Source organism: Microbacterium deferens (genome assembly GCF_045517775.1).
In the GTDB taxonomy this organism is placed as follows: Bacteria; Actinomycetota; Actinomycetes; order Actinomycetales; family Microbacteriaceae; genus Microbacterium.
On the sequence record NZ_JBEUWT010000007.1, the window covers coordinates 11816 to 36774 of the forward strand.

Annotated in this window: 21 protein-coding genes, 1 tRNA gene and 2 pseudogenes; 6 read left to right on the forward strand and 18 right to left on the reverse strand. The window is 68.0% G+C overall.

The features are described 5' to 3' along the window. Nucleotides 1-353: 353 nt before the first annotated feature. From ABTU82_RS16475 to ABTU82_RS16485, 3 genes and pseudogenes are all read right to left on the reverse strand, one after another. Nucleotides 354-1131 (reverse strand): annotated as a pseudogene (locus ABTU82_RS16475) (IS3 family transposase); the annotation flags it as partial. Between the two features lie 67 nt (nucleotides 1132-1198). Further along, nucleotides 1199-1417 (reverse strand): hypothetical protein, encoded by a 219-nt coding sequence (locus ABTU82_RS16480; RefSeq protein WP_407174422.1) that lies wholly within the window; start codon nucleotides 1415-1417, stop codon nucleotides 1199-1201. A gap of 638 nt (nucleotides 1418-2055) precedes the next feature. Next, nucleotides 2056-3429: a hypothetical protein gene (locus ABTU82_RS16485; RefSeq protein ID WP_407174424.1), complete on the reverse strand. Its 1374-nt coding sequence runs from the start codon at nucleotides 3427-3429 to the stop codon at nucleotides 2056-2058. A 257-nt stretch (nucleotides 3430-3686) separates the two neighbouring features. Between ABTU82_RS16485 and ABTU82_RS16490 the strand changes: the two genes are divergently transcribed. From ABTU82_RS16490 to ABTU82_RS16500, 3 genes are all read left to right on the forward strand, one after another. Next, nucleotides 3687-4028 carry a hypothetical protein gene (locus ABTU82_RS16490; RefSeq protein ID WP_407174426.1) on the forward strand — a complete coding sequence of 114 codons (342 nt, stop codon included), beginning with the start codon at nucleotides 3687-3689 and terminating at the stop codon, nucleotides 4026-4028. Nucleotides 4029-4273: 245 nt separating this feature from the next. Continuing rightward, a complete protein-coding gene (locus ABTU82_RS16495; protein ID WP_407174428.1) occupies nucleotides 4274-5269 on the forward strand; it encodes a glycosyltransferase in 996 nt (331 codons plus the stop codon). A 380-nt stretch (nucleotides 5270-5649) separates the two neighbouring features. Continuing rightward, entirely contained in the window at nucleotides 5650-6330 is a 681-nt protein-coding gene (locus ABTU82_RS16500) for a glycosyltransferase (RefSeq protein WP_407174469.1), read from the forward strand. On the opposite strand, the gene ABTU82_RS16505 is transcribed toward ABTU82_RS16500, so the two are convergent. The 3 genes and pseudogenes from ABTU82_RS16505 to ABTU82_RS16515 form a co-directional block, all read right to left on the reverse strand. Then, nucleotides 6297-7967: an SIR2 family protein gene (locus tag ABTU82_RS16505; RefSeq protein WP_407174430.1), complete on the reverse strand. Its 1671-nt coding sequence runs from the start codon at nucleotides 7965-7967 to the stop codon at nucleotides 6297-6299. The genes ABTU82_RS16500 and ABTU82_RS16505 overlap by 34 nt on opposite strands. Nucleotides 7968-8568: 601 nt before the next feature. After that, nucleotides 8569-8642 (reverse strand) — tRNA-Pro (locus ABTU82_RS16510). A 31-nt stretch (nucleotides 8643-8673) separates the two neighbouring features. After that, nucleotides 8674-9382 (reverse strand): annotated as a pseudogene (locus ABTU82_RS16515) (low temperature requirement protein A). Nucleotides 9383-9569: 187 nt separating this feature from the next. On the opposite strand from ABTU82_RS16515, the gene ABTU82_RS16520 reads away from it, so the two are divergent. From ABTU82_RS16520 to ABTU82_RS16530, 3 genes are all read left to right on the forward strand, one after another. Next, nucleotides 9570-10259 carry a lysoplasmalogenase family protein gene (locus ABTU82_RS16520; protein ID WP_407174432.1) on the forward strand — a complete coding sequence of 230 codons (690 nt, stop codon included), beginning with the start codon at nucleotides 9570-9572 and terminating at the stop codon, nucleotides 10257-10259. Further along, entirely contained in the window at nucleotides 10256-10636 is a 381-nt protein-coding gene (locus ABTU82_RS16525) for an RNA-binding S4 domain-containing protein (RefSeq protein WP_407174434.1), read from the forward strand. Before ABTU82_RS16520 ends, ABTU82_RS16525 begins: the two co-directional genes overlap by 4 nt. Before the next feature lie 104 nt (nucleotides 10637-10740). Next, complete coding sequence (locus ABTU82_RS16530; RefSeq protein WP_407174438.1) at nucleotides 10741-12279, forward strand: HNH endonuclease signature motif containing protein; 1539 nt, start codon at nucleotides 10741-10743, stop codon at nucleotides 12277-12279. Here the strand turns inward: ABTU82_RS16530 and ABTU82_RS16535 are convergent. From ABTU82_RS16535 to ABTU82_RS16590, 12 genes are all read right to left on the reverse strand, one after another. After that, nucleotides 12276-13223, reverse strand: a complete 948-nt coding sequence (locus tag ABTU82_RS16535) for an NUDIX domain-containing protein (protein ID WP_407174440.1) — start codon at nucleotides 13221-13223, stop codon at nucleotides 12276-12278. The two genes, ABTU82_RS16530 and ABTU82_RS16535, sit on opposite strands and share 4 nt — an antisense overlap. A gap of 105 nt (nucleotides 13224-13328) precedes the next feature. Then, complete coding sequence (gene der, locus ABTU82_RS16540) at nucleotides 13329-14852, reverse strand: ribosome biogenesis GTPase Der (RefSeq protein WP_407174442.1); 1524 nt, start codon at nucleotides 14850-14852, stop codon at nucleotides 13329-13331. Beyond that, complete coding sequence (gene cmk, locus ABTU82_RS16545; protein WP_116648873.1) at nucleotides 14842-15543, reverse strand: (d)CMP kinase; 702 nt, start codon at nucleotides 15541-15543, stop codon at nucleotides 14842-14844. The genes der and cmk overlap by 11 nt, the downstream gene beginning before the upstream one ends. Next, a complete protein-coding gene (locus ABTU82_RS16550) occupies nucleotides 15536-16669 on the reverse strand; it encodes a prephenate dehydrogenase (RefSeq protein WP_407174445.1) in 1134 nt (377 codons plus the stop codon). Before ABTU82_RS16550 ends, cmk begins: the two co-directional genes overlap by 8 nt. 52 nt (nucleotides 16670-16721) lie before the next feature. Then, nucleotides 16722-17528, reverse strand: a complete 807-nt coding sequence (locus ABTU82_RS16555; RefSeq protein WP_407174447.1) for a pseudouridine synthase — start codon at nucleotides 17526-17528, stop codon at nucleotides 16722-16724. After that, complete coding sequence (gene scpB / locus ABTU82_RS16560) at nucleotides 17525-18127, reverse strand: SMC-Scp complex subunit ScpB (RefSeq protein WP_116648871.1); 603 nt, start codon at nucleotides 18125-18127, stop codon at nucleotides 17525-17527. Before scpB ends, ABTU82_RS16555 begins: the two co-directional genes overlap by 4 nt. Further along, the gene (locus tag ABTU82_RS16565; protein ID WP_407174449.1) at nucleotides 18117-18968 is read right to left on the reverse strand and encodes a segregation and condensation protein A; all 852 of its coding nucleotides are present in this window, start codon (nucleotides 18966-18968) and stop codon (nucleotides 18117-18119) included. The genes scpB and ABTU82_RS16565 overlap by 11 nt, the downstream gene beginning before the upstream one ends. Beyond that, nucleotides 18952-19872 carry a ParA family protein gene (locus tag ABTU82_RS16570; protein WP_407174451.1) on the reverse strand — a complete coding sequence of 307 codons (921 nt, stop codon included), beginning with the start codon at nucleotides 19870-19872 and terminating at the stop codon, nucleotides 18952-18954. Before ABTU82_RS16570 ends, ABTU82_RS16565 begins: the two co-directional genes overlap by 17 nt. A 48-nt stretch (nucleotides 19873-19920) precedes the next feature. Next, complete coding sequence (locus ABTU82_RS16575; protein ID WP_407174453.1) at nucleotides 19921-21573, reverse strand: M28 family peptidase; 1653 nt, start codon at nucleotides 21571-21573, stop codon at nucleotides 19921-19923. Nucleotides 21574-21672: 99 nt separating this feature from the next. Further along, entirely contained in the window at nucleotides 21673-22596 is a 924-nt protein-coding gene (xerD, locus tag ABTU82_RS16580) for a site-specific tyrosine recombinase XerD (RefSeq protein WP_407174455.1), read from the reverse strand. 1 nt (nucleotide 22597) lies between these two features. Continuing rightward, a complete protein-coding gene (locus ABTU82_RS16585; RefSeq protein ID WP_116648866.1) occupies nucleotides 22598-23206 on the reverse strand; it encodes an NUDIX domain-containing protein in 609 nt (202 codons plus the stop codon). Beyond that, nucleotides 23203-24900, reverse strand: a complete 1698-nt coding sequence (locus tag ABTU82_RS16590) for a CTP synthase (protein ID WP_116648865.1) — start codon at nucleotides 24898-24900, stop codon at nucleotides 23203-23205. The genes ABTU82_RS16585 and ABTU82_RS16590 overlap by 4 nt, the downstream gene beginning before the upstream one ends. Nucleotides 24901-24959 lie beyond the last annotated feature (59 nt).

Here is a 24959-nt window from a genome sequence, read left to right on the forward strand (position 1 = left end):
ACATCCGCGGCCGGCCAGAGGGCCGAAGGTCCTCTCGATCACGATCCGGCGGCCACGGCACGTCCGCCCGCCGCAGGATCGCTTCGCCCGGGAGAGACGACGTTCGCCGTCCCCACATCCGTCCTGCCCGCGGCCGCACGCCGACGACGTGAACTCGAGGGGCGATCGCGATCGGCCCCCGGTCGAATGATCACGATCGCCCCTCGTCACCACGCAGGTGTGGCGGAAGAGACGAGTCCCACAAACTTGCCTCGCCGTCATATTCCTGCGGTGCGCTCGCGATCCACGGGACCAAAGTCCCGCGGGATTGCGCCGGCGCACCCTTACCGCGAAGACTGCGAGCCGGGCGGCCTGTCCTGCTTCGCGTCGATCGACCAGCCGATGATCCGACTGCTGCAAGCGTCGAGGACCGCGGCACAGTAGACCCAGCCTTCGCGGGTGCGGTGCTGCGTGATATCCGTGACCCAGAGTTCGTTCGGGCGGGCCGGCTGAACTTGCGGTTTACAAGATCACCAGCCGTGACGACGCCGCGGAGTCGCTTGGTGCGGATCGGGCCGGGGAGCCCGTATATCCCGGCCAGACGCATCAACTTGTGAACCGTCCGCTCGCTGACGCTGACCCCCATTGCCATGGTCAGCTCCGCGTGGACGCGTCGGTAGCCGTAGGTTCCGCGTGAGGTGACGTGCACCTCTCGGATCAGCCCGGTCAGCTATTGCCTGCGCAGCTCGGACTCGGTCAGGGGCTTCCGTTTCACGCGGTAGTAGTGCTGCCTGGCGACCCCGAGGACGCGGCAGCAGCGGTCGATCGGGATCCCGGCGTCGGCGAGACGATCGATCACCGGGAAGAGTCTTTTGGGCGGGGATGCTCCTCGTCGAGGAACTTCGCCGCTTGTCGGACGATCAGAAGCTCGGTCTCGAGCTCGCGGATGCGGCGTCTCGCTGCGCGCAGCTCCGCGGACTCCAACGACGGGACGCCAGGCCGTCGACTGTTGTCGATGTCGTCCTGACGGATCCAATTCGAGAGCGTGACGGGATGGATGCCGAGTTCAACGGCGGTCTGCTTGGCCTGCTTACCGGCACGTACGAGCGCGACAGCGCGAGCATGAAACTCCGGCGGGTAGCGACGTGGCATGAGGATGAGCCTTCCGGATCAGACCACCAGTTAGCCACCAAGACTGGAACCCTTTTCGTGGAGCAGGTCAACCTGTCCCCAGTTCGTTCCTCACGCCCGATCGCCATTGCGCGGCTGCTGTTCGCGCCGGGCTGCCTCGTTGACGTACACGGTCACGTTCAGGGGCCGGCATCTCGATCGGCTCGAGCCAGCCGCCCACCGCAGCCTGGAACTCGCTGGCCGTGGCCAGGTGCCGCAGGCGCGGAGAGCGGCTTGTATCGTGCGGGATGACGATGCTCTTGACCATCGCTCCCACCTCCTTACTGTTGTCGCGGCCGAGAACTCGCTAGTTCTCTGACAAGCCGCGGGGCAGCAACGAAGTGGGCGATTGTCGGAGGTGGTGTTTCGGGCAGCCGCCCGGGCAGAGTGCGCGAAAGCACTCGATGCCCGGACAGCCGCCCTCTCCCGATCCCCCAGCTACGGGGAGGGAGCCTTGCGACTCGACGGAGTCTTCACTCCGGAATCTGCGGCGCCGATGATGGCCTCGATGGCGCTCTGCCGCGTCTGGGCTTCGCGTTCGATTTCGGCCCGCACCGTCTCGGCGCGCTGGAGCACCATTGGGATCAGACTTTGAGGTCTGCACCCACGCCTCCAGCGCCAAACGGATCTCTTCGGTGACGCTGCGGTCGTTGAGCTGGGCGATCACGTCCAGCTGCGCCCGCAGCCCGTCCGTGATCCGTATGGACAACGGGCGGACAGGTCCGAGAGCCGTGGCCGGCACCTCGGGTGGTTCGTTCTCACTCATCGTGAGCCTCCTAATCGGAAGCGATGGATGACCCCTGGGTGGGGTCCTCTACATCGCGGCCCAACGAGGAGGGGACGAATGATTATGAACGAACGGTCAGAAAAGTCAATACGCGTTGTCCATTCCACAACGCACGGTCGCTACGGACGTCGGTCGGGCTGATGACCGATCGGGCGCAGCAGGATCCAATCCGACTCCTGCGCTGGTTCGGGCTGGGCGCGCGTGCAGATGCGCCACTCGCGACCCTCGACTTCCACAAGAATCGCCGACGGCGTTCCGAGCGCAAGCACCTGTCCCAACGACATCGTGGGCCGGACGTTCGGGTCATCCGAAGTCGTGCCGGGGTACAGGACCGTCGCGAGCGGCTGATCGACGCGATCGACACAAAGGCGTAGCGTGCCACCCTGAGCATCCAGTGTTGCCTCGGTGACTGCACCCCAGCCGCTGTAGCCCCAGCCGACCGCGACGGGACTGTCGGGTGATGTCGACGCCAAGTATTCCACCAGCTCCCGCGTCGCCGCCTCGACCTCAGTGCTGACGTAGTCCGCAACGCAGTCGTACCCCTCGTGAGTGCGGATGCGTGCTCGGTCGACGCCAAGAGCCACCAGCCGGTTGGCGACACCGTCAGCATCCGGGTTGACAACCACAACCTCTTGAGGGCCGTTGGCAACAGTCGTCGCAAGAAGCCGGGCGAGGGCAGTGTCAGTGAGCGGAAGCGAGTACCCCATGAGGACGACGCGCTCGGCCGCTCGCAGCCCGTCACGGGCCTGCTGCCAGCTGAACCGCGTCTTGGGGTTGTCGAAGTAAGTCCCCTTGGTCGAGGTGGGGGGAACGATGAAAACCTCACGACCGCCGATCGTGGCGCGGTGGGCGGCCGCGCTGCGATTCTCAACAGTTCGGATCCGCTCGAGTGTTGCTCCGGTGCGGTCACCCGGGACGCCGTACCAGTCGATTGAACCGTGCAGCTTATGCATCGAGAACGTGCCGCGCTCTTCGAAGTACGTTCCCAACCCAAACATCAAGCCCCGACCATTCGGGAAGCCGGTGACAACGTCCACCGACCAGATCGCCTCATCACCGTCGAACCGTGGGCTCTTGTCGACGGTCGCTTCGATGATCGTGTCGTAGTTCAGCGTGACGACGGTGCTCCGCGCCCAATGCAGCAGATCAACGAACTCCCCCAGCCAGAGAGGGAACCCTGCCTCGTCTGCGGCCGCTTGGCTCTCGGTGACCACCTCGGCGATCGCCTCAGACAACTCGGCGAACCGAGCGCGGTCCTGCAGGTGTTCCGCCTCGCTAAGGAACGGCTGCCGCTCTGCAAGCCACGTGAGCCAGCTCTCAAACGTGATCCCACCGGGGCTGAATGCAGGGAGGTCGTCGAGTTCGAGACGCGCAGCGGCGCGTCGCCCGAGCTCGTCCGTGATCGGCATCTCCGACGACGCAGCGAGCGAGAAGCCAGCTCCCAGCACGTATGCCGTACGCGGTGAGGTCGGAGCCACGATCTGGTGTGCCATGACTCCATCTTGGCGCGTCACTCCCGAGGACCCGTCTAAGTCGACGGCGGCGCGGAGAGGTCTGCGCGTCGTGGGTTCTTAATCCCACGAGAGAGCGATGTGGGTCGTTGCCACGATGTGCGTTTTGTGATGCACACTAGCGACGCCACTGCAGCTTTGACGCGCCGGATACTCATCGCGATCGCAAGACATGCGGACTCCCACGATGTACCAATGGTGAGCGGTCAGTGTCCGAGGGCCCTGTCACACTGACCCTCATGGAAGAGCTCGCCTACATGATCCGTGCCGACTGGGCACAAGAGGCCACCGCCATGGTGCCGCAGAGCAAGGTGATCCGGGACTGGGTTGGCCCAGCGCCGTATCTGTGTGCGGTCCCAGACCTCGCTCGTTTCAATGAGCCGACCCGAAACCTCGAGCGAGAAGTTGCCGACTTCATCGCTCCGGAGGGCACGGAGCGCAACATCCACAGCATCGCGAACTTCGGCAAGCTGCGAAACACCGAAACCGTCGTCGAGCGCTGTGTCATCGTCGTTCACCCACGGCAGAGGGAGGACGTCGAGACCCTGCCCTTCATCAGGGACTGTGGGGACGTTAGCTGAACCGAGCGTTTCGGTGGTGAACGCCGCTGCACCACCCGAGAGAGCCTCACGTATGTCTTCGGGAAGTCGATCGTGCGCACGGACGTAGTCCAGACTCCACACGACGCTCGACATCGGGTAGTCGACCGCGAGCGCAGCGAAGTGCAAGGCTGTAGCTCCAGTCCATGAACGTCGGGAGGCCATGGTGCTGAACGAGGGACAGTCACGGACGCGGGTGTGAACAATGGGGGGAGAGAGTTCCTAGTATGAAGTTCCTCTGCGGGTCGGGTCCCGGCGATTCAGCAGTCGAACTCCTCGCTCGACGCCTCGCCGATGCACTACCTCAATCGGTCGAAGTGCTCGCCGTGAACGATGGCGAGCGTCCCCTGGTCATCGCGGATAAGCGGCGAACCATCGCCGAACACGTGCATTCGCTGCGCAATGAGGTCTCAGATCCCGCGCCCATCCTGGTAATGGGACTGCCCCACGATTCGCTAGAAGCGCAATCCGTCGTCGAACTCCTCGTGGAAAGGGACGAGGGAAGTGCTTTGCTCTGGGAGCGTGCAGGACATCCCATCGAGAACGTCGCGCGCGGGCTTCACTCTGTCGAGCTAGTGAAGAACATCTACACGCTGTCAACAGCGCATTCAGCGACCATTCGAGCGTCCGCACGCAACGCGCGAATAGAAAGGATGAGCGCAGCCATACCCGAGACATTCTTTCGGGCATCGACGCGATCCAGCGTTGGAGACAGCGAGTACGCAATGTTCATCGGCCGCTCGCACCCGTCCAAGGGTGCGCGCGACCTGATCGATGTGTGGAGTCGAAGAGTGTTCCCCGCGACGCGGCTACCGCTAGACGTCTACCTCGTGGATGCCTCCCCTCGCGCGATCGATGAGTGGACGAGGCCGGGGGTGACGGTCGGGCATATCAATGGCGAAGAGGAACGTGCACGGATGGCACGCGAGGCGAGAATCGTGATCTTCCCCGCACAGTACGATCATCTGCCCCAGGCGCTCCTCGAGGCATCGGCGGCGGGAGCCCTCGTCGCAGCGACGCCTATTCGCGGACATGCCATCGATGGCGAGAGCTTCGCCGGGTTGGTCCTGCGTCATGATCTCGCGAACATCGGCGAACTCGTGCAGCGATCACTCAGCGGGTCGCGAGAGCTGGAGGCGATACGAGCCCGCGCCTCGGCGCTGAGCAATCGATTCCACTCCGTGGCTGCTGCGCGCCAGATCATGGAGCGTCTCCCGACATGAGCAGGCATGTCTTTCAGGACGTGATGCTGCGTGATGGCGGCGCGGAGCGAGTCCTCAGAGAAGCATCGGGTACGGCTCGAACACACCTCACTGTCGGCCTGACTACGGGGGCGACCGAATCGATCCCTTCAGCTGACCCGCCGACTGTCCTCCACAGGTCGACATCCCCGACATACGCGGATCTCCCGATAGCGATCGAGCGCGCCCTCGAACTGCCCCCTCTCGATGGCTGGGTGACGTCGTTCCATCATCACTTCGGTCTCCTCGTCTCTGGAACGGCTCGTACGGACTACTACTTGCATTCGCCCACAAGAGCACTGCATGAGCCGTCTCGTGTTCCGTGGGAGCTCCCCCACTTGGGTCCCGAGTTACGAGCCGCGATGCGGGAACGAGAGCAGTCGAATCTGGAGCGGGCGCGCAGGATTCTCGTAGACAGCGGCAATACGGCCCAGCGTGTGCGATCACACTACGGAGTCGACCCGGAAGTGCTTCATCCCCCGACGGATCTCTGGAGGCTGAAGCGATCCGCTCCTCGCCGACCCGTCCCTGCCAGATTCGTGCTCACCGTCTCGCGTCTTTCCCACAGCAAGAGCCTCCTGGAGACCGCCGCGGACGTCGCAGAGTTCGGCGTGCCCTGGGTCATCGTCGGAGACGGCGACTCCAGTGTAAGGAGAGAACTGAGCAGCAAAGCGATCGTTCTGGGAAGAGTGCCCGCGACAGAGCTCAGTTGGCTCATCGAGAACTCCTCGGTCTGTCTCAGCCCGGGGCTTGAGGACTTCGGGCTCTTCGCAGCGGAAGCGCTGACCTTCGGAAGGCCGGTTGTCGCGCGGGTAGGAAGCGGCGTCTTCGATCTGAACGACCTTGCGCCGATCGGGCTGTTCGGACGAGTCGAGGAGGTAGACGTATCGGTTGCGGAGGCACTGGAGCACGCGGAATCTCAGAGAAAGTTCGATCCGACGCGGGTGCGGCGGGCTCTCGACCCGTCGAAGTTTCGAAACTCGCTCTGGAAGCAGAAGCCTCTTCGACCTCACAGGTGCATGAGGGCGAATGCCCCCAATTGACGAGGAGCCGCTCGTGTCACGAGCCTCTGCACGCTGAGCCGCGCATCGGCGGAGTGATCTCTCGCTGCTCGATATGCCTCGTCTGCGAAGTTCAGTTCGTCGACGGCGCGGTCACGCCATCCCGCCTGCCCCATGAGCATTTCGCAGAGGGCCGCAGACCTGTGAACGCTGCCTACCTCGAGGGTGCGGCCAGCGAAGGTGAAGAGCGTCTTGGCGAGTTCGATGTCGTCGGTCCACCTTGTGTCGCCCCCACGCGCGCGCGCGAGTGCTCGCAGTCGGTGGCAGTGCGCTCGTTCCCACAGGTTGGAGTCGTCCTCGCTCTCATTGAGAGCCTTGTCGAGGAGCGATCCCGCCCTTCTCGTGCGACCGACCCACATGAGTGCGCGCGCTAACCTCACGCTGACCCAACGAGGCGCGACGATGCCGACTTCTCGATACCTGCGTATCGCCTTGCTGTGAAGCAGCAATCCTGTCACCCGCCCGAAGGGGTTGAATCCACGGAGCGTGCGTTCCCATGCGTCACCCGCCTCTGAGAGCAGGTAAGGATCACGGTCCCGTCGATAGAGCTTCACGTTGATCCAGCCTGCCTTGCCGGGTCTCCCCGTGGCTTGCAGCAACTCGGCTACAGATCGATCGATCAAGTCGCGCTCGACATCGGTGCTACCCAGTCGCGACCACCTCGTCAAGAGCTCGCGATGATTTTCGAAACGTCGGTTGCCGATCGCGTGCTCATAACTGAGCGCGGCGAAGGCGCGTCGTGCCGCGGACAAAGGGATGCCCTCCACGATTTCCTGAATCTTGCGCCGGGCACCCTCGAACGATGCATCGTCGGGATAGCGAAAACCAGGGCCTCCACCGAATGCCAATCTCTCGAAACCGCCCCGGTAGAAGACGACCCGCCGACGATCTGCGATCGACGTCAGATCTCTTTCCGTCGTGGGGTCAGGATGATCGCCCGCGATCAGCACGTGCAGAGTTCCCGTTCCTTCGCGAAGTGTGCTCAACACATCAGGGTCGCTCGCAGCCCATCCGAGTGCGACTACATCGCCGGACAAGGCATCGACGATCATGTCGTGTTCAGCGTGTGGGAGGCGGAGATTGAACCGCGAGAGCACGTGACGCAATGAGTCCGGCCGGGACGCGCTTCCGTGCACATGGTAGATGTCTGCCGGGGAGCACGCTTCGCCCGTGTTCCATGTCGTGAATCGGCCGGGTTCGGCGGCCTGAATGAGCTCGTCGAAGTTCAGGCAGACGACGCCGCTGACGGCTCGAGAATCGAGGCAGGCTGCGATGTACCGGTGAACGGCATTCGGGCTACCCGCTGCGACACTTTTCACAAGCGCACTCGATGCGCCTCTCCGTGTCGATTCGATGCCCTCGAGCACGCGTTCCAGTTTGAGATCCTGAGAAGTACGGAGGTCTGATAGTCGCTCCGAAAGGTCGGTATAGAAGCTCTCGGTGGGCCAGCCCGACGCCTCGGAGAGCGACGAGATCAAAGCGCGCTTCCAACGCCACGCGTCGGGTATCGAACTCGGCGCTTGAGTTGATACCCATGCGCCGACGATGAGCATGACAGGTTGCGCGGTATCGCTGATGAGCCTATGGAGCTCCGATGCGTCTCGAAAACTGAACAACACGACTCATCCTAGGATCCCGATGCCGCGGGCTTCCGCCGTTGATCGAAAGAGGACCGGGCGGAGTGCCTCCCCTACTCGAGTACGTCAGCACTGAGGAGCGGCAGATCGCCGCGCGTCTGGCACCGTCCCACTACTCCGTTTCGTGAAGCCCCGACACGGCGTCCGCCTCCCGGCTGTCTCCGGGCGCTTCGCAACAGGATACTTCCAGGGCACCGCGACGGTGCGCGTCACATCCCCGCAAGCTCGGGTTATCCGTATGAGTGGCACGCGGGATCTGATACTGCGAGTTGGCTCCCGCAGGCGGTCTGGTCCCCTTTTGGTCCCCTCATCCACAGGCCGGCCCCACCACGACCCGTCAGCGGCACGAACGGTTTGCTTCGCGAAGCGGGAGGGGGACTACGGGGGGCCAACGGAAACCACTGCGCAAACGACGATGCCCTGATGAAGATCTCTTTTCATCAGGTATTTTCCATCGAGATGCCACCACCACTCCACACGCCGCTGCGCGGCGCGCGGAGCCTCAGGCGGCGCGGGCCCACCTGAATGATCCGTTTGCCGGAACGACAAAGGGCCCGCCTGTGGCGAGCCCTCGTCGTTTCCGTCGGGATGACAGGATTTGAACCTGCGACCCCTTGACCCCCAGTCAAGTGCGCTACCAAGCTGCGCCACATCCCGGAACTGCCCGCACGCGGACAACTCCACTATCCTACCCGGTCCACAACCCTGCCGCGAACGCGTCGCACCCCGTCGACCTCGAGCGCCACGACGACCCCGCCAAGACCAGGGCTGCGACGACGTACTCGCCCGTCGGCAGGAGACCTGCAGCCACGGCCACGAGCACCGCAACGACCACCACCGCGACACCCATCTCGCGACCTGACGGCGCAGCGGCACCGCCCAGACCACCGCCAGGAACACGGCGACCGGCAACGTCAGCGCGAGTCCGGCGACAGCATCCGGCACCTCCGTCTGCCCCGTGACCTTGTCGATCTCGACCTCCACCCCGACCGACAACCGCCCCCACCGCCGCGAAGATCGCGTAGTGCGGATACCCGAACGCGAACCCGCGACGGGCGTTCGAGAGGGCCTCGTGCTGCTCGCGGGCGTAGTAGATCCACCAGATCGCGGCGGTGATGACGAGACCGGATGCGGCGAGCCACAGCAGATCCGCCAGGCGCTCCCCCGCGGCGAGCGCATCGATCAGAGCGTTCGAGGACGCCACCAGACTCTCGCCGAGCAGCAGCAACGTGAACAGGGAAGAAGGTCCACAGCTGCCCGGCCTCGGGCAGCCCGAGGCGCGCCACCCACAGCACCTGCACGCCGGTGATGCCGACGGCGAAGCGCACCACGGTGCCCGTCGAAGCGGGATCGGATGCGGCGAGCCGCACCCACTGCCCGACCATCGCCAGCCGCATGATCACGTAGCCGAAGGTCACCACCGTGTCCTCGAACTCGACCAGCTCGAGCGCACTCGCCACGCGACCCGACGCATCCGCATCGCGCGCACTCATCCGCCGCAAGCCCATCCGCGACAGCACGCCGCTCACCTCATGAGTACGGGGCGTGCAGCCCGCCTACGATGGAGCGAACCCGGAGGACACCATGCACGAGCAACGAACGGCAACGCTGCCGACGTGGACGTGGGGCTTCGTGCCCTACGCGGTGCTGTCGGTCGTCCACGTCGTCGCGCTCGGCTTCGGCGCCGACGCCCTGGCCGGCCCGACCAAGCTCCTCCTCATGCCGGCGCTGGCGATCGCGCTGCTGTGGGCCGGGCGCGGCACGGCCTGGGGCGCGCCGTTCTCGCTGCTCTTCGTCGCCATCGCGCTGTCGTGGCTCGGAGACGGCGCGGCGACGTTCTTCCCCTTCGCACCGGAGCTGCCGGTGATGCTCGGATGCTTCGGACTCGCCCACCTGGCCTACATCTGGCTCTTCGCGCGCGTGCTCCCGACGCGTCCGCTTCCCGCGTGGACGATCATCTACGCCCTGTGGTGGGGCATCTTGCTCGCGGTGCTCTGGCCGCGCCTCGGAGCACTGACCGTGGCCGTCGCGATCTACGGAGTGGTGCTCGCGGGAACGGCCGCCACCGCCGCTCGCACCCACCGGATCATCACGATCGGGGCGGCGTTCTTCCTCGCCTCCGACACGCTGCTCGCGTTCCGCCTCTTCACCCCCGAGGCGATGCCGCCGGTGACGAGCCCGCTCGTGATGCTCACGTACACCGTCGGCCAGGGCCTGATCGCGGCAGGCGTCGTGATCGCCGTCCGGCGGCAAGAGCGGACGGCCGCCCGATGACGGCGGCATCCGCGCGCGTCGACGCCTGGTTGTGGGCGGTGCGCGTCTACAAGACCCGGTCGCTGGCCACCGCCGCGTGTCGCGCCGGCCACGTGCGCGTCAACGGCGAGAAGGCGAAAGCCGCCCAACAGGTGCGGCCCGGAGACGAGTTGCGCGTGCGCATCGCCGGGTTCGATCGCATGTTGGTCGTGCGCGAGACGATCGTGAAGCGGGTCGGCGCCGTGCAGGCCGCGGCCGCCGCGGAAGACCGCACTCCCCCGCCCCCGCCGCGCGAGAGCACGCCCTTCGTGCCAGTGCGCGACAGGGGAGCCGGTCGTCCCACCAAACGCGATCGGCGCGACATCGAGAAGCTCCGCGGACGCGACCTCGAGTACTGAAACCTGCCTCGTTCGATCCTCCTCCTGGGCGGCGATCACGGGAGTTATCCACCGATGCGCCATCTTCGCCATCCGATGTCGTAGGTATGTTCGATAATGTATGCATGAGCTTCTTCGACGACATCCACCAGCACCTCGGTGTGCTGCGCGACGTCGTCGGCGAGGTCGATGCCGGTGCGCTGCCGACGACGGTTGCCGAGGCGCGCGACGCTGACGTGCTGCGCATGATCCGTGAATCGACGAGGGTCATCGAAGCGCTCGCCTCGCTGCGCATCGCTGCCTCAGGAGTGCTCGCCGCGCGGTCGCGGCGCGAGCAGGGCCACGATGGCGTGGCCGCCGGCGAGGGCCACCGCAGCGCAGTGAGTATGGTGCAGGAGATCACCGGCACGACCCGCACCGAAGCCGCCAAACAGGTGCGGCTGGGCGAGTCGCTGCTCGACGGGGCGAACCTGCTCGGCGCGGCACGGGCACCGTCGGCTGACGATGCCGTGGATGCAGCCGACGCCGGCGACGACGCGGGCACGGCGAGACCGGCGCGTGAGCCGTGGCACGCCTCGCTCGGGCGAGCACAGTTGGCCGGAACGCTGAGTGCGGCGCAGCACCACGCCATCCTCCGAGGTCTCGGCGATCCCCCTGCGCCTGGCGACTGCACCGTCGACGCGGAGTTCGCCGAGGCGTGGTCATTGGCCGCAGTGCAACTGACCGAAGAGGCTACCCACCGCACGGTCGAAGAGCTCGCGGCGGCGGCGCGCACGATCCGTGACCGACTCGACCCCGACGGAGCGGAGCAACGGTTCGCCGCGCGGTTCGACGGTCGCTCGTTCCGGATGTGGAAAGACACCCACGGTGTCTCGCACGGGCACCTCACCTTCGACGACGAGTCCGCCGCCTTCCTGCAGAGCGTGTTCGACTCCGCCCTCCGTCCTCGCCGCGGCGGACCCCGCTTCATCGCCGACGACGAGAAGGCCGCCGCCGCTGAGCTGCGCGACGACCCGCGCACCAACACGCAACTCGAGTTCGACCTGCTCCTCGACATCCTGCGCGCGGGCGTCCTCGCCGATGCGAAAGCCGTGCACGGCACCCGCCAAGCCGGGGTACGCATCGTCGTCACCGACCAGGCGTGGCAGACGAGTCACGACGGAGCCCCCGCGGTCGCACACCTCGAAGACGGATTGGCGGCTCTCCCCGCGTGGGTCGCCGCACAACGCGCCTGCGACAGCGGCACCCGCACCGTCTGGGTCGACGGCGCCGGCGAGCCCCTCCGCCTCGGACGCGAACAGCGCCTCTTCAGCTCCGGGCAACGCCTCACCCTGGCCCTTCGCGATGGTGGATGCCGCTGGCACGGTTGCGACCGCCCCGCCTCGATGTGCGAAGCCCACCACATCGACCCCTACTCCGAGGGTGGCCGAACCGACACCGACCGCGGCATCCTTCTCTGCCGGTTCCACCACATGCAACTCCACCACCACCGGTGGCGCATCACTCGAGAGGGCGACGGCGACTTCGTGCTCCACCCGCCACCCGCACGAGGAGAACCATCCGTGCTCGTCCCGCGGCTCGCACTCACCTACGCGTGGGCCGACATCTCGCCGCCACTTGCCCGGTTCCGCCCACCACCGGGGGCGGCAGCACCGACGAACTAGGCCAGCAGGTCGAGCAGCCATCCCGCGCCGTGCACCGTGGCGCCGAGAGCGCGCACCCGATCGGCGAGCGCACGGTCGCTCGTGACCACGACCACGGCCCCGGCCCCCGCCCCGGCCGCGGCCGACGAGTCGACGAGCGCCGCGGTCGACGAGTCGACGAGCGCTGCGGTCTGCGCCACGATCTCGTCGTCTCCGGATGCTTCGGCACGAGCGATCACGACGCCCTCGGGCGCAGCATCCACCGTCTTCGCCTGCCCCTCGACGACCGCGACGATCGGGGTGAACCAGCCGGTCGCCCCCAGACCCAGAGCGGACGCGGGCACTCCCGACGCCGCGAGAGCGCCCAGCCGCTGGATGAGCCTGTCGGCGGCGCCGGCGCGATCGCGCCACCAGCCATCGGGCACCGAGCCCATGACATTCGCGACGTCGACGACGATCGTCGGGCGCACCTCCAGCAGAGGGCGCAGAAGCCTCCACGCGTCGGCGAACGAGGGATGCAGCGGCCGCCGATCGACCTCCTCGACCGCAACCCAGGCGAGCGCGCGGCTCTCGGGATCGCTGATCACGGGCTCGAACGGCACCACGACATCGCCGACGAGGGTCGTGTAGCTCCAGACACCGAGGTCGAAGACGTTCACGAACCGCGGCGCGACCGACCCGGCCGGAACCCCGGCTTCCTCCGCCGATTCGCGCAGGGCGGCATCGTGGGCCGACTCGCCCTGATGACGCGCTCCGCCGGGAAGCGCCCAGGTGTCGCCGTGATGACTCCACGACACGCGATGCTGCAGCAGCACCCCGCGCTCCGGATCGAGGGCGAGGAGCCCCGCGGCACCGAACCGCCCCCAGTAGCGCTCGCCCTCGGGCGTCTCGACCCACGCATCTCCGGGATCGCGTGGCCCGTGCGGGCGACGCGGCTCACCGGGAGCGGGCGGCACGATCGTCATCGCACCAGCCTGTCACAACACCCGCACGACGAAACGGCACCGTCTCGGCGAAACCGCCCCGAATTCGGAGGATCTCGACGAGACGATGCCGTCTCGAGACGCGACTCAGCGCTGACGACGCTCGCGCACGCGCATGTTCAGCACGATCGGGCTTCCCTCGAAGCCGTAGATCTCGCGCAGGCGACGCTGGATGAAGCGACGGTAGCCCGGGTCGAGGAACCCCGTCGTGAACAGCACGAAGGTCGGCGGACGCGTCGATGCCTGGGTGCCGAACAGGATGCGGGGCTGCTTGCCGCCGCGCAGCGGATGCGGGTGCTCGGCGACCAGCTCGGCGAGGAACGCGTTGAACTTGCCGGTCGGAATGCGCTGATCCCACGACTCCAACGCCGTCTCGAGCGCGGGCACGAGCTTGTCGAGGTGACGGCCGGTGCGCGCCGAGATGTTCACGCGGGGCGCCCACGCGACGTGCGCGAGGTCCTGCTCGACCTCGCGCTCCAGGTAGCGGCGACGGTCCTGGTTCTCCATCTCGGGGGTGTTCATGAGGTCCCACTTGTTGAAAGCGAGAACCAGGGCACGGCCCGACTCGAGAACGAGGTCGATGATGCGCACGTCCTGCTCGCTCAGCGTCTGCGAGACGTCGAGCACCACGACGGCCACCTCCGCCTTCTCGAGCGCGGCCGAGGTGCGAAGTGACGCATAGAAGTCGGCACCCTGCTGCAGGTGCACCCGACGACGAATGCCGGCGGTGTCGACCAGACGCCAGACCTTGCCGCCGAGTTCGACGATCTCGTCGACCGGGTCGCGGGTGGTGCCCGCGAGCTCGTTGACGACGACACGCTCCTCGCCGGCGGCCTTGTTCAGCAGCGACGACTTGCCCACGTTCGGGCGACCGAGGATCGCGACACGACGCGGCCCGCCGATCTCGTGACCGGCGACGGCCGAGACCTCGGGCAGCACCTTCATGACGGCATCCAGCAGGTCGGCGACGCCGCGACCGTGGATCGCCGAGACCGGGTGCGGCTCGCCGAGACCCAGGCTCCACAGCGCTGCGGCCTCGGACTCGTGACGCGCGTCGTCGACCTTGTTGGCGACGAGGAAGACGGGCTTGCCGCTGCGACGGAGGAGGCGCACGACCTGCTCGTCGGTGGATGTGGCGCCCACCATCGCATCGACGACGAACAACACGACGTCGCACAGCTCGATGGCGACCTCGGCCTGCAGCGCGACCGACTTGTCGATGCCGCGGGCGTCGGGCTCCCACCCGCCGGTGTCGACCAGCGAGTAGCGGCGGTCGGCCCACTCGGCCTTGTAGGTGACGCGGTCGCGCGTCACGCCGGGAGTGTCTTCGACGACGGCCTCGCGACGCCCGATGATGCGGTTGACGAGCGCCGACTTGCCCACGTTCGGGCGACCGACGATCGCGACGACCGGGAGCGCCGGCAGGTACTCGATCGCATCGCCGCTGGCCGTGATGCCCGCGAGCAGCTCGGCATCCTCCGCGTCGAGATCGAAGTCGTCCAGCGTCGCGCGCAGGGCCGCCGCGCGCTGCTCGGCGAGTTCCTCGTCGAGGTCGGCGAGCTTCTCTTCGAGCTGGTCGGGACCGCCCTCGTACTCTTCTTCATCGCCCATGGTGGGCTCCCATCTTCTGATCGACGACCTCGAGCACGGCCGAGACCGTCTGCTCGAAGTCCAAGTGCGTGGAATCGACGACGGTCACGCCGTCGGCGGCCGTCTGGAAATCGACGACCGTGGAATCGGATGCGTCGCGCCGCCGGATCGCGTCGGCCACGGCCGCCGCATCCTGACCCTCTAGTTCGGCGCTGCGCCGCGCGGCACGCACCTCCGGATCGGCGGTGAGCAGGATGCGGACGGGCGCATCGGGCGCGACCACGGTGGTGATGTCGCGCCCTTCGACGACGACACCGGGGCGGGCCGACTGCGCGACGAGCGAGCGGAACAGGCCGTTGAGACCTTCGCGCACGCCCGCGACACGCGCCACGCCGCTGACGGCGGCGGTCACGCGAGGTTCGCGGATGGCCGAGGCGACGTCGGTGCCACCCACGGTGATCGCGAAGTCGTGGGGCGCGAGCGAGATGTGCACGTCGAGAGACTCGAACGCGGCGAGCGCCGACGCGGCGTCGTCGGTGTCTCCCCCGGCCTCGAGCATCGACCATGCCAGCGCGCGATAGACGGCGCCGGTGTCGAGGTAGCCGTAGCCGAGACGTGCGGCGACGCCCTTCGAGACGCTCGATTTGCCGCTGCCGGCCGGACCGTCGATGGCGACGACGACGGTCTCGTCGAACGGGCGGGGATCAGTCATGGGTGTTGTTCGCAATCCGCCACCCGCGCGCCTGGAGTCCCTCCGAGGCGCGATGGACGGCATCGGGGACGACGCTGATCTCGGCGAGGCCGAAGGGCGCGCCCGGAGAGTGCTCGAGCCGGAGGTCTTCGACGTTGACGGAGAGCTCACCGAGCTCGCCGAAGAGGCGGCCGAGCTGGCCGGGGGTGTCGTCGACCATGACGACGATGGTCTCGAAGCGGCGGTTCTGGCCGTGCTTGCCGGGGAGACGCTCGACGCCGTCGTTGCCACGGCGGATGGTGTCGGCGACGGCACGACGCGCACCCGGCGCGTCGGGGTGACGCAGCGCCTCGGCGACGCGGGAGAGGTCGCCGGCGAGCTCGTCGAGCACGTCGACGACGAGCGCCGCATTCGCTCCCAAAATCTGCACCCACAACTCGGGCGCCGAGGCGGCGATCCGGGTGGTGTCGCGCACGCCCTGCCCGGCGAGACGGAGCGAACCGTCGGGTGCGTCGACGAAGCGTCCGGCGAGAAGACTGGCCACCAGCTGCGGCACATGCGAGACGACGGCGACCGAGCGGTCGTGCTCTTCGGGCGTCATCTCGATCGGGGTCGCGCCGAGATCGAGCGCGAGCGCCTCGACGACGGCGAGGTCGGCCGCGGTCGTCTCGCTGTCACGGCACACCACCCACGGCCGCCCGATGAAGATGTCGGCGCGGGCCGAGATCGCGCCGCCGCGCTCGCGACCGGCGAGCGGGTGCGAACCGATGTAGCGGGAGAGGTCGACGCCGCGCGCCTGAAGCGCGCGAAGCGGCTCGAGCTTCACGCTCGCGACGTCGGTGACCACGGCGCCGGGGTGCGCGGCGAGCTCGCGCTCGATCACGTCGGCCGTCACGTCGGGGGGCACGGCGACGACGACCAGCGCCGGCGCGTCATCCGGGCGAGGAAGCCGGCCCGCGCCGTAGTCGACGGCGAGGCGCAGCTGCGCGGGAGACGTGTCGTCGAGCGCGACGTCGACACCGAGTGCGGTGAGGGCATGACCGACGCTCGCGCCGAGGAGGCCGGCGCCGACGACACGAACGGTGCCGCGCACACGCGGTGCCAACGGCACCGGCGGGCGTACGGACGACGCGGTCGAATCGCTCACGGTCTCTCCTGGTCACCCGCCTTCGAGGCGGGGCACGGCGCGGGTGGAATGCTCACTCTTCGGCCGACGGATCGTCCGTGCGGGGAGGGGCGTCGTCGGCAGCGGGTTCGGTGCCACCGTCACGACGCGACAGAGTGAGCAGTGCGCCGCGCTCTATCGTAGTCAATTCACGGGCGCGCCCAACCGGGAGCGGCCCCAGGGAGAGCGGACCGAAACGCCGCCGGACCAGGTCGACGACGGGGTGACCCACCTCGGCCATCATGCGGCGCACGATCCGGTTGCGCCCCGAGTGCAGCGTCAGCTCGACGATGCTGAAGTCCTCCGACGCATCCAGCAGACGCGCCTTGTCGGCCGCGATCGGGCCGTCCTCGAGCTCGATGCCCTTGGTGAGAGCGGCGATCGTCTGCGGCGAGACACGCCCCTCGACCTTCGCGATGTACATCTTGGTGACCCCGAACGAGGGGTGGGCGAGCACGTGCGCGAGGTCGCCGTCGTTCGTGAGGATCAGCAGACCACTGGTGTCGGCGTCAAGGCGACCGACGTTGTAGAGCCGCTCGGACCATTCGTCGGCGTACTGGCGCAGATCGGGGCGACCGCGCTCGTCGCGCATCGAGCTCACCACCCCGGTGGGCTTGTTGAGGATGACGTACCGCTTCGACGTGTCGAGCTGCACGGCCACACCGTCGACGTCGACGAGGTCGGTCTCGGGATCGATGCGACTGCCGAGCTCGGTGACGACGACGCCGTTCACGCGCACCCGTCCCGCCACGATCATGTCTTCGCTCACCCGCCGCGAGGCGACGCCCGCATTGGCCAGCACCTTCTGCAGGCGAACGCCCTCGGTGTCCATCTCCGTCATCTCACGACCTCCGCATCGAATCCTGCCGAACCGTCGTCGAGCAGCGGCGCGATGCGCGGCAGCTCGTCGAGGGAGTTGATACCGAGGTTGACCAGCAACGCATCGGTCGTTCCATAGTGGATGGCGCCCGTCTCAGGGTCGGCGTACGCCTCGGTGATGAGCCCTCGGGCCAGAAGCGTCCGCACGACCGAGTCGACGTTCACGGCGCGGATCGCGGCGACCTGTCCCCGCGTCACGGGCTGCTTGTACGCGATCACGGCGAGCGTCTCGAGCGCGGCCTGCGACAGTCGTGACGGGGCCTGGGTGTTGACGAACTCCGAGACGAGGTCGTCGTGCTCGGCGCGCACGTAGAGCCGCCACCCGCCGCCGACCTCGCGCAGCTCGAAGCCGCGACGAGGTCCGGTGCCCCGCCCGTCGTAGTCGTCGACGAGCATCTCGACCGCTTGGCGCACCGCGGCGACCGGCGCGCTGACGGCGGCCGCGAGGCTCACGAGGCTCTGCGGCTCTTCGATCACGAGCAGGATCGCCTCGAGCCGACGGGCGATCGATCCCGTGCCCGCTCCCCCGTTCGGTGGGCCGGCCGGTGTCTCATCGGTCATAATCTGCTCCCAGGGTGGCGAGGTTCTCTTCCGACCAGCGCGCGGCGCTCCAGCTCAGCGTGAGTTCACCCAGCGGCTCGAGCTGCTCGAACGTGAGGGCGGCGTGGCGGTACAGCTCGAGCACGGAGATGAACCGGGCGACGACGACGCCCGGTTGGGCGACCCCGGCGATCAGTTCGCGGAAGGTGAGGGTGCCGGCACTGCGCAGGAGCGTCACGACGACCGCCGCCTGCTCGCGGATGCTGACGAGGGGTGCGTGCAGGTGGTCGAGCCCGACCTGGGGGATCTCCTTCGGTGCGAAGGCGAGCAGCGCCAGGGCGGCGAAGTCGTCGACGCTGTGCGTCCAGACGAGGTCGGGCACGGCGTTGCGGTACTTCTCATCGAGCCGCACGGCGCGCACGTGGCGGCGGTCCTCGGCCTGCAGCCCCGACGCGAACCACGCCGAGACGTCTTTGAACGCGCGGTACTGCAGCAACCGCGCGAAGAGCAGATCGCGCGCCTCGAGCAACGCCACCGACTCCGCGTCGACGAGTTCGCCCTGAGGCAGGAGTCCGGCGACTTTCATGTCGAGCAGGGTCGCGGCGACCACGAGGAATTCGGATGCTTCGTCGAGGTCCTCGTCGGGCCCCAGCGCCTTCAGGTACGCGATGAACTCGTCGGTGACGCGGCTCAATGAGACGTCGGTGATGTCGAGCTCATGCTGGGAGATGAGGGTCAGCAACAGGTCGAACGGCCCGTCGAACACGCCGAGCGAGACACGGAAGCCGTCGCCGGTCTCGTCGATCGGCGCGGAGTCGTCGCCGACCGGCGGAGTGTCGGCGGCGTCAGGCGACGGCGCCACGGGCGACCAGCTCCCGCGCAAGACGCAGGTAGGCCTGGGCGGCCGCGTGCTCCGGCGCGAACTCGGTGATGGGCATCCCCGAGACCGACGCGTCGGGGAACTTCACCGTCCGGCCGATCACGGTTTCGAGCACGTCGTCGCCGAACGCCTCGACGACCCGCTCCAGCACCTCGCGGGAGTGGAGCGTGCGGGGGTCGTACATCGTGGCGAGCACCCCGTCGAGCGTGATCGACGGGTTCAGTCGGTCGCGCACCTTGTCGATCGTCTCGATGAGGAGCGCGACGCCGCGAAGTGCGAAGAACTCGCACTCGAGCGGGATGAGCACACCGTGGCTCGCCGTGAGGGCGTTCACCGTGAGCAGCCCGAGCGACGGCTGGCAGTCGATGAGGATGACGTCGTAGTCGGCCGAGACCTTGCGGAGCACTCGGGCGAGGATCGTCTCACGGGCGACCTCGTTGATGAGATGCACCTCGGCCGCCGACAGATCGATGTTGGCCGGCACGATGTCGAGGCCCTCGACGCGCGTCGGCACGATGACCTCTCGCGGATCACGTTTCGTGTCGAGCAGCAGGTCGTAGATGGTCGGAGACTCGTGCGTCTGGATGCCGAGGCCCGCCGAGAGCGCACCCTGCGGGTCGAAGTCGACCGCCAGCACCTTGCGGCCGTAGCCGGCGAGCGCCGCCGCCAGGTTGATGGTCGTCGTCGTCTTGCCGACGCCACCCTTCTGGTTGCACAGCGCGATGATCCGGGCCGGGCCGTGCCCCGAGAGCTTCGGCGGGGTCGCGAAGCCGTGGTACGGCCGTCCGGTCGGGCCAAGGGTCACTTCGCCGTCGCCAGCCGTCACCGACTTCTTCGTTGCGCTCCGCGCCACCGACCCACCTGCCCTAGATATCTTGCCTCCCATGCTACCGAGTGAGGGGGCCGGCACCCGCGCGGGCACACCGGCCGCACGTCACTCCGTGCGCACCGGTCTGCGACGCCGAACGGCGACGAGGGTCATCGCGCCGATTCCCGTCAGGAGGGTCGCGCCCGCCATCCACGCCGTCGTCGGCTCTGCGCCGCTCTCGGCCAGGGCCGCCGGGGCGCCGGTGACGGTCGGCGCGGGGCTCGCCGGAGGCTCCGGCAACGGTTCGACCGGGGGCACGACGCCGGTGATCGACGTGACGTCGTCGGCGAGCTGCGCTGTCACGTGGGCCATCGCCCCGATCATGATCCCGAGCGCCTCGTCGTTGACGTTCGTGATGTCGTCGGCGGGCGTGTGGTAGTTCGGGTCGTGGATCTCGCCGACCGTGCCGCCGAACAGCGCGACCTGCTCCTCGGTCTTGACCTCGTCGGCCCCGGTGAACAGACCCGAGGCGGGGATCCCCGCGGAGATGAACGCGTCGTAGTCGCTGCGGCCGTCGAATGCTGTATCGATCCAGGGCTGTCCGACCGCGTCGAAGTAGTCGGTGAACGCCGCCTCGGTCTGGATGGATCCCTCGGGAACGTCCACGGGGGCCTCGTACGTCGACTGGTCGGCGTCGTAGACCGAGATCACGTAGTTCGGCGAGGCGACCATGTCGAAGTTGAGGTAGGTGACGATCTCATCGGCCTGGGCGTCCGAGAGCCGTGCGACGTAGTCCGCCGAACCGAGCAGGCCGATCTCCTCCGCACCCCACCATGCGAAGCGCACGCGGTTGGCGAGGTCTCCGGATGCGGCGAGCTGCACGGCCGTCTCGAGGATGGCCGCCGATCCCGAACCGTTGTCATTGATGCCGGCACCGTCGGCCACGGAGTCGAGGTGGGCGCCGAGCATGACGGTGTTCTCGGCGGCACCGGTGGGGGTGTCGGCGATGATGTTGAACGTCTCGATGACCGACAGCGTCTGCTGCAGCTGGAGGTCGGCGGTCACGGTTCCCGCGGCCATCGCCGCCAGGAGCGTCTGCCCCTGAGACTGCAGGATGCCCACCGAGGGGATGAGGTCGGGAGTCTGCTCGGCGAGAGTGCCGGAGAGGATGCCCGGCTCGCTGTTGTAGACGAGCATGGCCACGGCGCCGGCGGCACCGGCAGCGACTGATTTCTCACCGAAGGCGCACACACCGCGAGAGACGACGGCGATCTTCCCCGCCGCATCCACACCACCCCACTCGTCGGCGTTGCACCCGGTCGCCGTGGTCGGCGCGACGAGGGCGACATCGGCGAGACCGCCTGCCGGGGTCGACGGCGTGTACTCCATCGGGAGCCCGAACGGGCCGGGGGCGCCGTCCTCGTCTTCGTCGTCGGTGAACGTGATCCCGTCGATCGCGAGCGCGTATTCGTCGATGGTCTGCACCGTCGCCGCGAACCTCTGACGCTGCGGCTCGTACCCGGCCTCGCGCAGCACCTCCTCGACGTAGGCGCCGCTCGCTTCGTACCCCGAGGTGCCGGCCGCGCGATTCCCGTCGTTCGCATCGGCGATCGCCTGGAACGCCTCGAGGTGCGTACGCACTCCCTCGACCGTGACCCGGCTCTCGAGATCGGCGGGATCGACCGCGAACGCCGGGGCCGTGCCCGACGCTGCCACGAGCAGCACGCCCGCTGCGATCGCGATTCCGACGGGTGTCCAGCGACGCTGCGGCTCTCGCACGATTACGGTTCTCCTTCGACCTACCTGGGGGTTGAAGGCACGCTACCCGTGATCCCCCACCTCGTCCAGGAAAGTCACAGGGTGGAAACACCCGCCCGCTCAGCGAGCACGCGGATGCGACGTGGCGTACACGTCGCGGAGCGCCTCGACGCTGACGTGCGTGTAGATCTGCGTCGTCGCGACGGAGGCGTGCCCCAGAAGCTCCTGCACGACGCGCACGTCGGCTCCGCCCTGCAGAAGGTGCGTGGCGAACGAATGCCGGAACGTGTGCGGCGAGACATGCGCCTCGAGGCCGGCGCGTTCGGCAGCCTGCTGGATGACGAGCCAGGCGCTCTGCCGAGACAACGGGGCGCCGCGAACGCCCAGGAACAGCCGGGGTGACGAGTGACCCCGGGCGGCGAGCGCCGGGCGCACCCGCGTCAGGTACGCGTCGACGGCGGCACGCGCGTACGAGCCGACGGGCACGATGCGCTCCTTGTCGCCCTTGCCGCGCACCCGGACGACGTCGCCGTGGGCGAGATCGTCGACATCGAGCTGCACGACCTCCGACACGCGCGCCCCGGTCGCGTAGAGCAGCTCGAGCAGCGCCCGGTCACGAACGGCGGCCGGCTCGGCGGGCACGTCGTCGCCGGGCGCAGGGCCCGCGGCATCCAGCAGCTCTTCGATCTGGGTCACCGTGAGCGCCTTCGGCAGCCGCCGCGCGGCCTTCGGTGGGCGCAGCCGACCGCTGGGGTCCTCGGTCTCGGTGCCTTCGCGCACGAGGTACCGATGCAGGCCCCGCACCGACGACTGCAGGCGCGCGAGCGACGACGACGCCGGGGGCGGGTGGGCCGACGCCCGCTCGGCCGCGAACTCGGCGACCATCGCCGTCGTCACCCCCGACGTATCGGCGACTCCGCGCTCGGCCAGCCATTCGGCATACACCGCGAGGTCGCGCCGGTAGGCCTCCTGCGTGTGCTCGGAGAGACCCCGTTCGAGTGAGACGTGCCGCAGGTACGCGTCGACCGCCCGCTCGATGCGCACGTCAGTGCTCCGCGGCGGCTTCCCGCCTGAGCACCTCGGCAGCCGCCATCACGCCGGCGATGAGGATCGCGTTGCCGAACCGGCCCTCGATGATCCCGTCGACGACCTCGGCGAGCGCAACCCGCTCCACACGGATGTCGGCCTCCTCGTCCTCGCGGTCGAACGCGGCGGGAGCGGCCTCGAGATCGCGGGCGAGGAAGATGTGCAGCACCTCGTTGTTGCCGCCGGGCGAGGTGTACATCTTCAGCAGCGGCTGCCAGCGACGGGCGACGAGGTCGACCTCCTCGGCGAGCTCGCGCTTCACCGAATCCGCGGGCGGCTCCCCCGCCACGTCGAGAAGCCCGGCCGGGATCTCCCACTCGCGCAACCGCACGGGGTGGCGGTACTGCTGGATGAGCACGACGCGATCCTCGTCGTCGATCGCGACGACCGCCGCTGCGCCCGGATGGTCGACGTACTGCCGCACGATCTCACCGTCGCCGTATCGCACGGTGTCGGAGCGGACGTCCCACACCCGACCGGTGTAGACCTTCTCGGAATCCACCACCTCGGACTCGACCGACTCGTCGCGGAGTCCCGCGACGGTCCCCGAACCCGCGGCATCCGTCACGCCGACTCCTCGACGTCGAACAGCTCGCTCGCACGGTGACGGTCGAGCGCGGCGCCGACGAGGCCGCGGAAGAGCGGATGCGGCGCGGTCGGGCGCGAGCGGAGCTCGGGGTGCGCCTGCGTGGCGATGTAGTACGGGTGCACGTCGCGCGGGAGCTCGACGTACTCGACCAGGTCGAGATCGGGGTTGAGCCCGGAGAACACCAGGCCCGCCGCGGCGAGCTGCTCGCGGTAGGCGTTGTTGACCTCGTAGCGGTGACGGTGGCGCTCCGACACCCGGGAGGCGCCGTACACCTCCTCGGCGACCGAGCCCGCGGCGAGGTCGGCCGGGTACAGCCCGAGGCGCATGGTGCCGCCCAGATCGCCGCGGTCGAGGATGTCGACCTGCTCGGCCATCGTCGCGACGACCGGGTGCGGGCTGTCGGGGTCGAACTCGCTCGACGACGCGCCCTCGAGACCGGCGACATGACGGGCGTACTCGACGACGATGCACTGCAGCCCCAGGCAGATGCCGAGGGTCGGGATGCCCTGCTCACGGGCGAACTTGAGCGCCCCGAGCTTGCCTTCGATACCGCGGATGCCGAAGCCGCCGGGGATCACGATGCCGTCGAGTCCGCCGAGCGCCTTCTCGGCACCCTCGGGCGTCTCGCACAGGTCGGAGGGGATCCAGGTGACGGTGACGTGGGCCTCGTGCGCGAACCCACCGGCCTTGAGCGCCTCGGTCACCGACAGGTAGGCGTCGGGCAGGTCGATGTACTTGCCGACCAGGCCGATGGTCACCTCGTGCTTGGGGTTGTGCACCGCCTGCAGCACCTTCTGCCAGCGCGACCAGTCGACGTCGGCGGCCTCGCTCAGCCCGAGGGAACGGACGAGGTATTCGTCGAGCCCCTGGTCGTGCAGCATCGACGGGATGTCGTAGATGCTGGGCACGTCGACCGCGTTCACGACGGCGTCCTCGTCGACGTCGCACATGAGCGCGATCTTGCGCTTGTTCGACTCGGTCACCGGCCGGTCGCTGCGCAGCACCAGCGCGTCGGGCTGGATACCGATCGATCGGAGAGCGGCGACCGAGTGCTGCGTCGGCTTGGTCTTCTGCTCGCCCGACGCCCCCATGAACGGAACGAGGGAGACGTGGACGAAGAAGACGTTGCCGCGGCCGAGTTCGTGCCGGATCTGTCGAGCGGACTCGATGAACGGCTGCGACTCGATGTCGCCGACCGTTCCGCCGATCTCGGTGATGATGACGTCGGGCTGCGGATCTTCGCTGGCCTGCAGACGCATGCGTCGCTTGATCTCGTCGGTGATGTGCGGGATGACCTGCACCGTGTCGCCGAGGTATTCGCCGCGCCGCTCGCGCGCGATGACCTCCGAGTAGACCTGGCCGGTCGTGACGTTCGCAGCCTGGCTGAGCTCGATGTCGAGGAACCGCTCGTAGTGCCCGATGTCGAGGTCGGTCTCAGCGCCGTCGTCGGTCACGAAGACCTCGCCGTGCTGGAACGGGTTCATCGTGCCCGGATCGACGTTGAGGTACGGATCGAGCTTCTGCATCACGACGTGCAGGCCGCGCGCGGTCAGAAGATTGCCGAGACTGGCGGCCGTGAGGCCCTTGCCGAGCGAGGAGACCACGCCCCCGGTCACGAAGATGTGCTTGGTGGTCTTGCTGGAAGAGATGCCCGTAGATGAAGAGTCCGTCACGGGCTTCCATGCTATCAGTCCGCTCGCCGGCGAGCCCGCCGTCGACGCGCCGGGGGTGT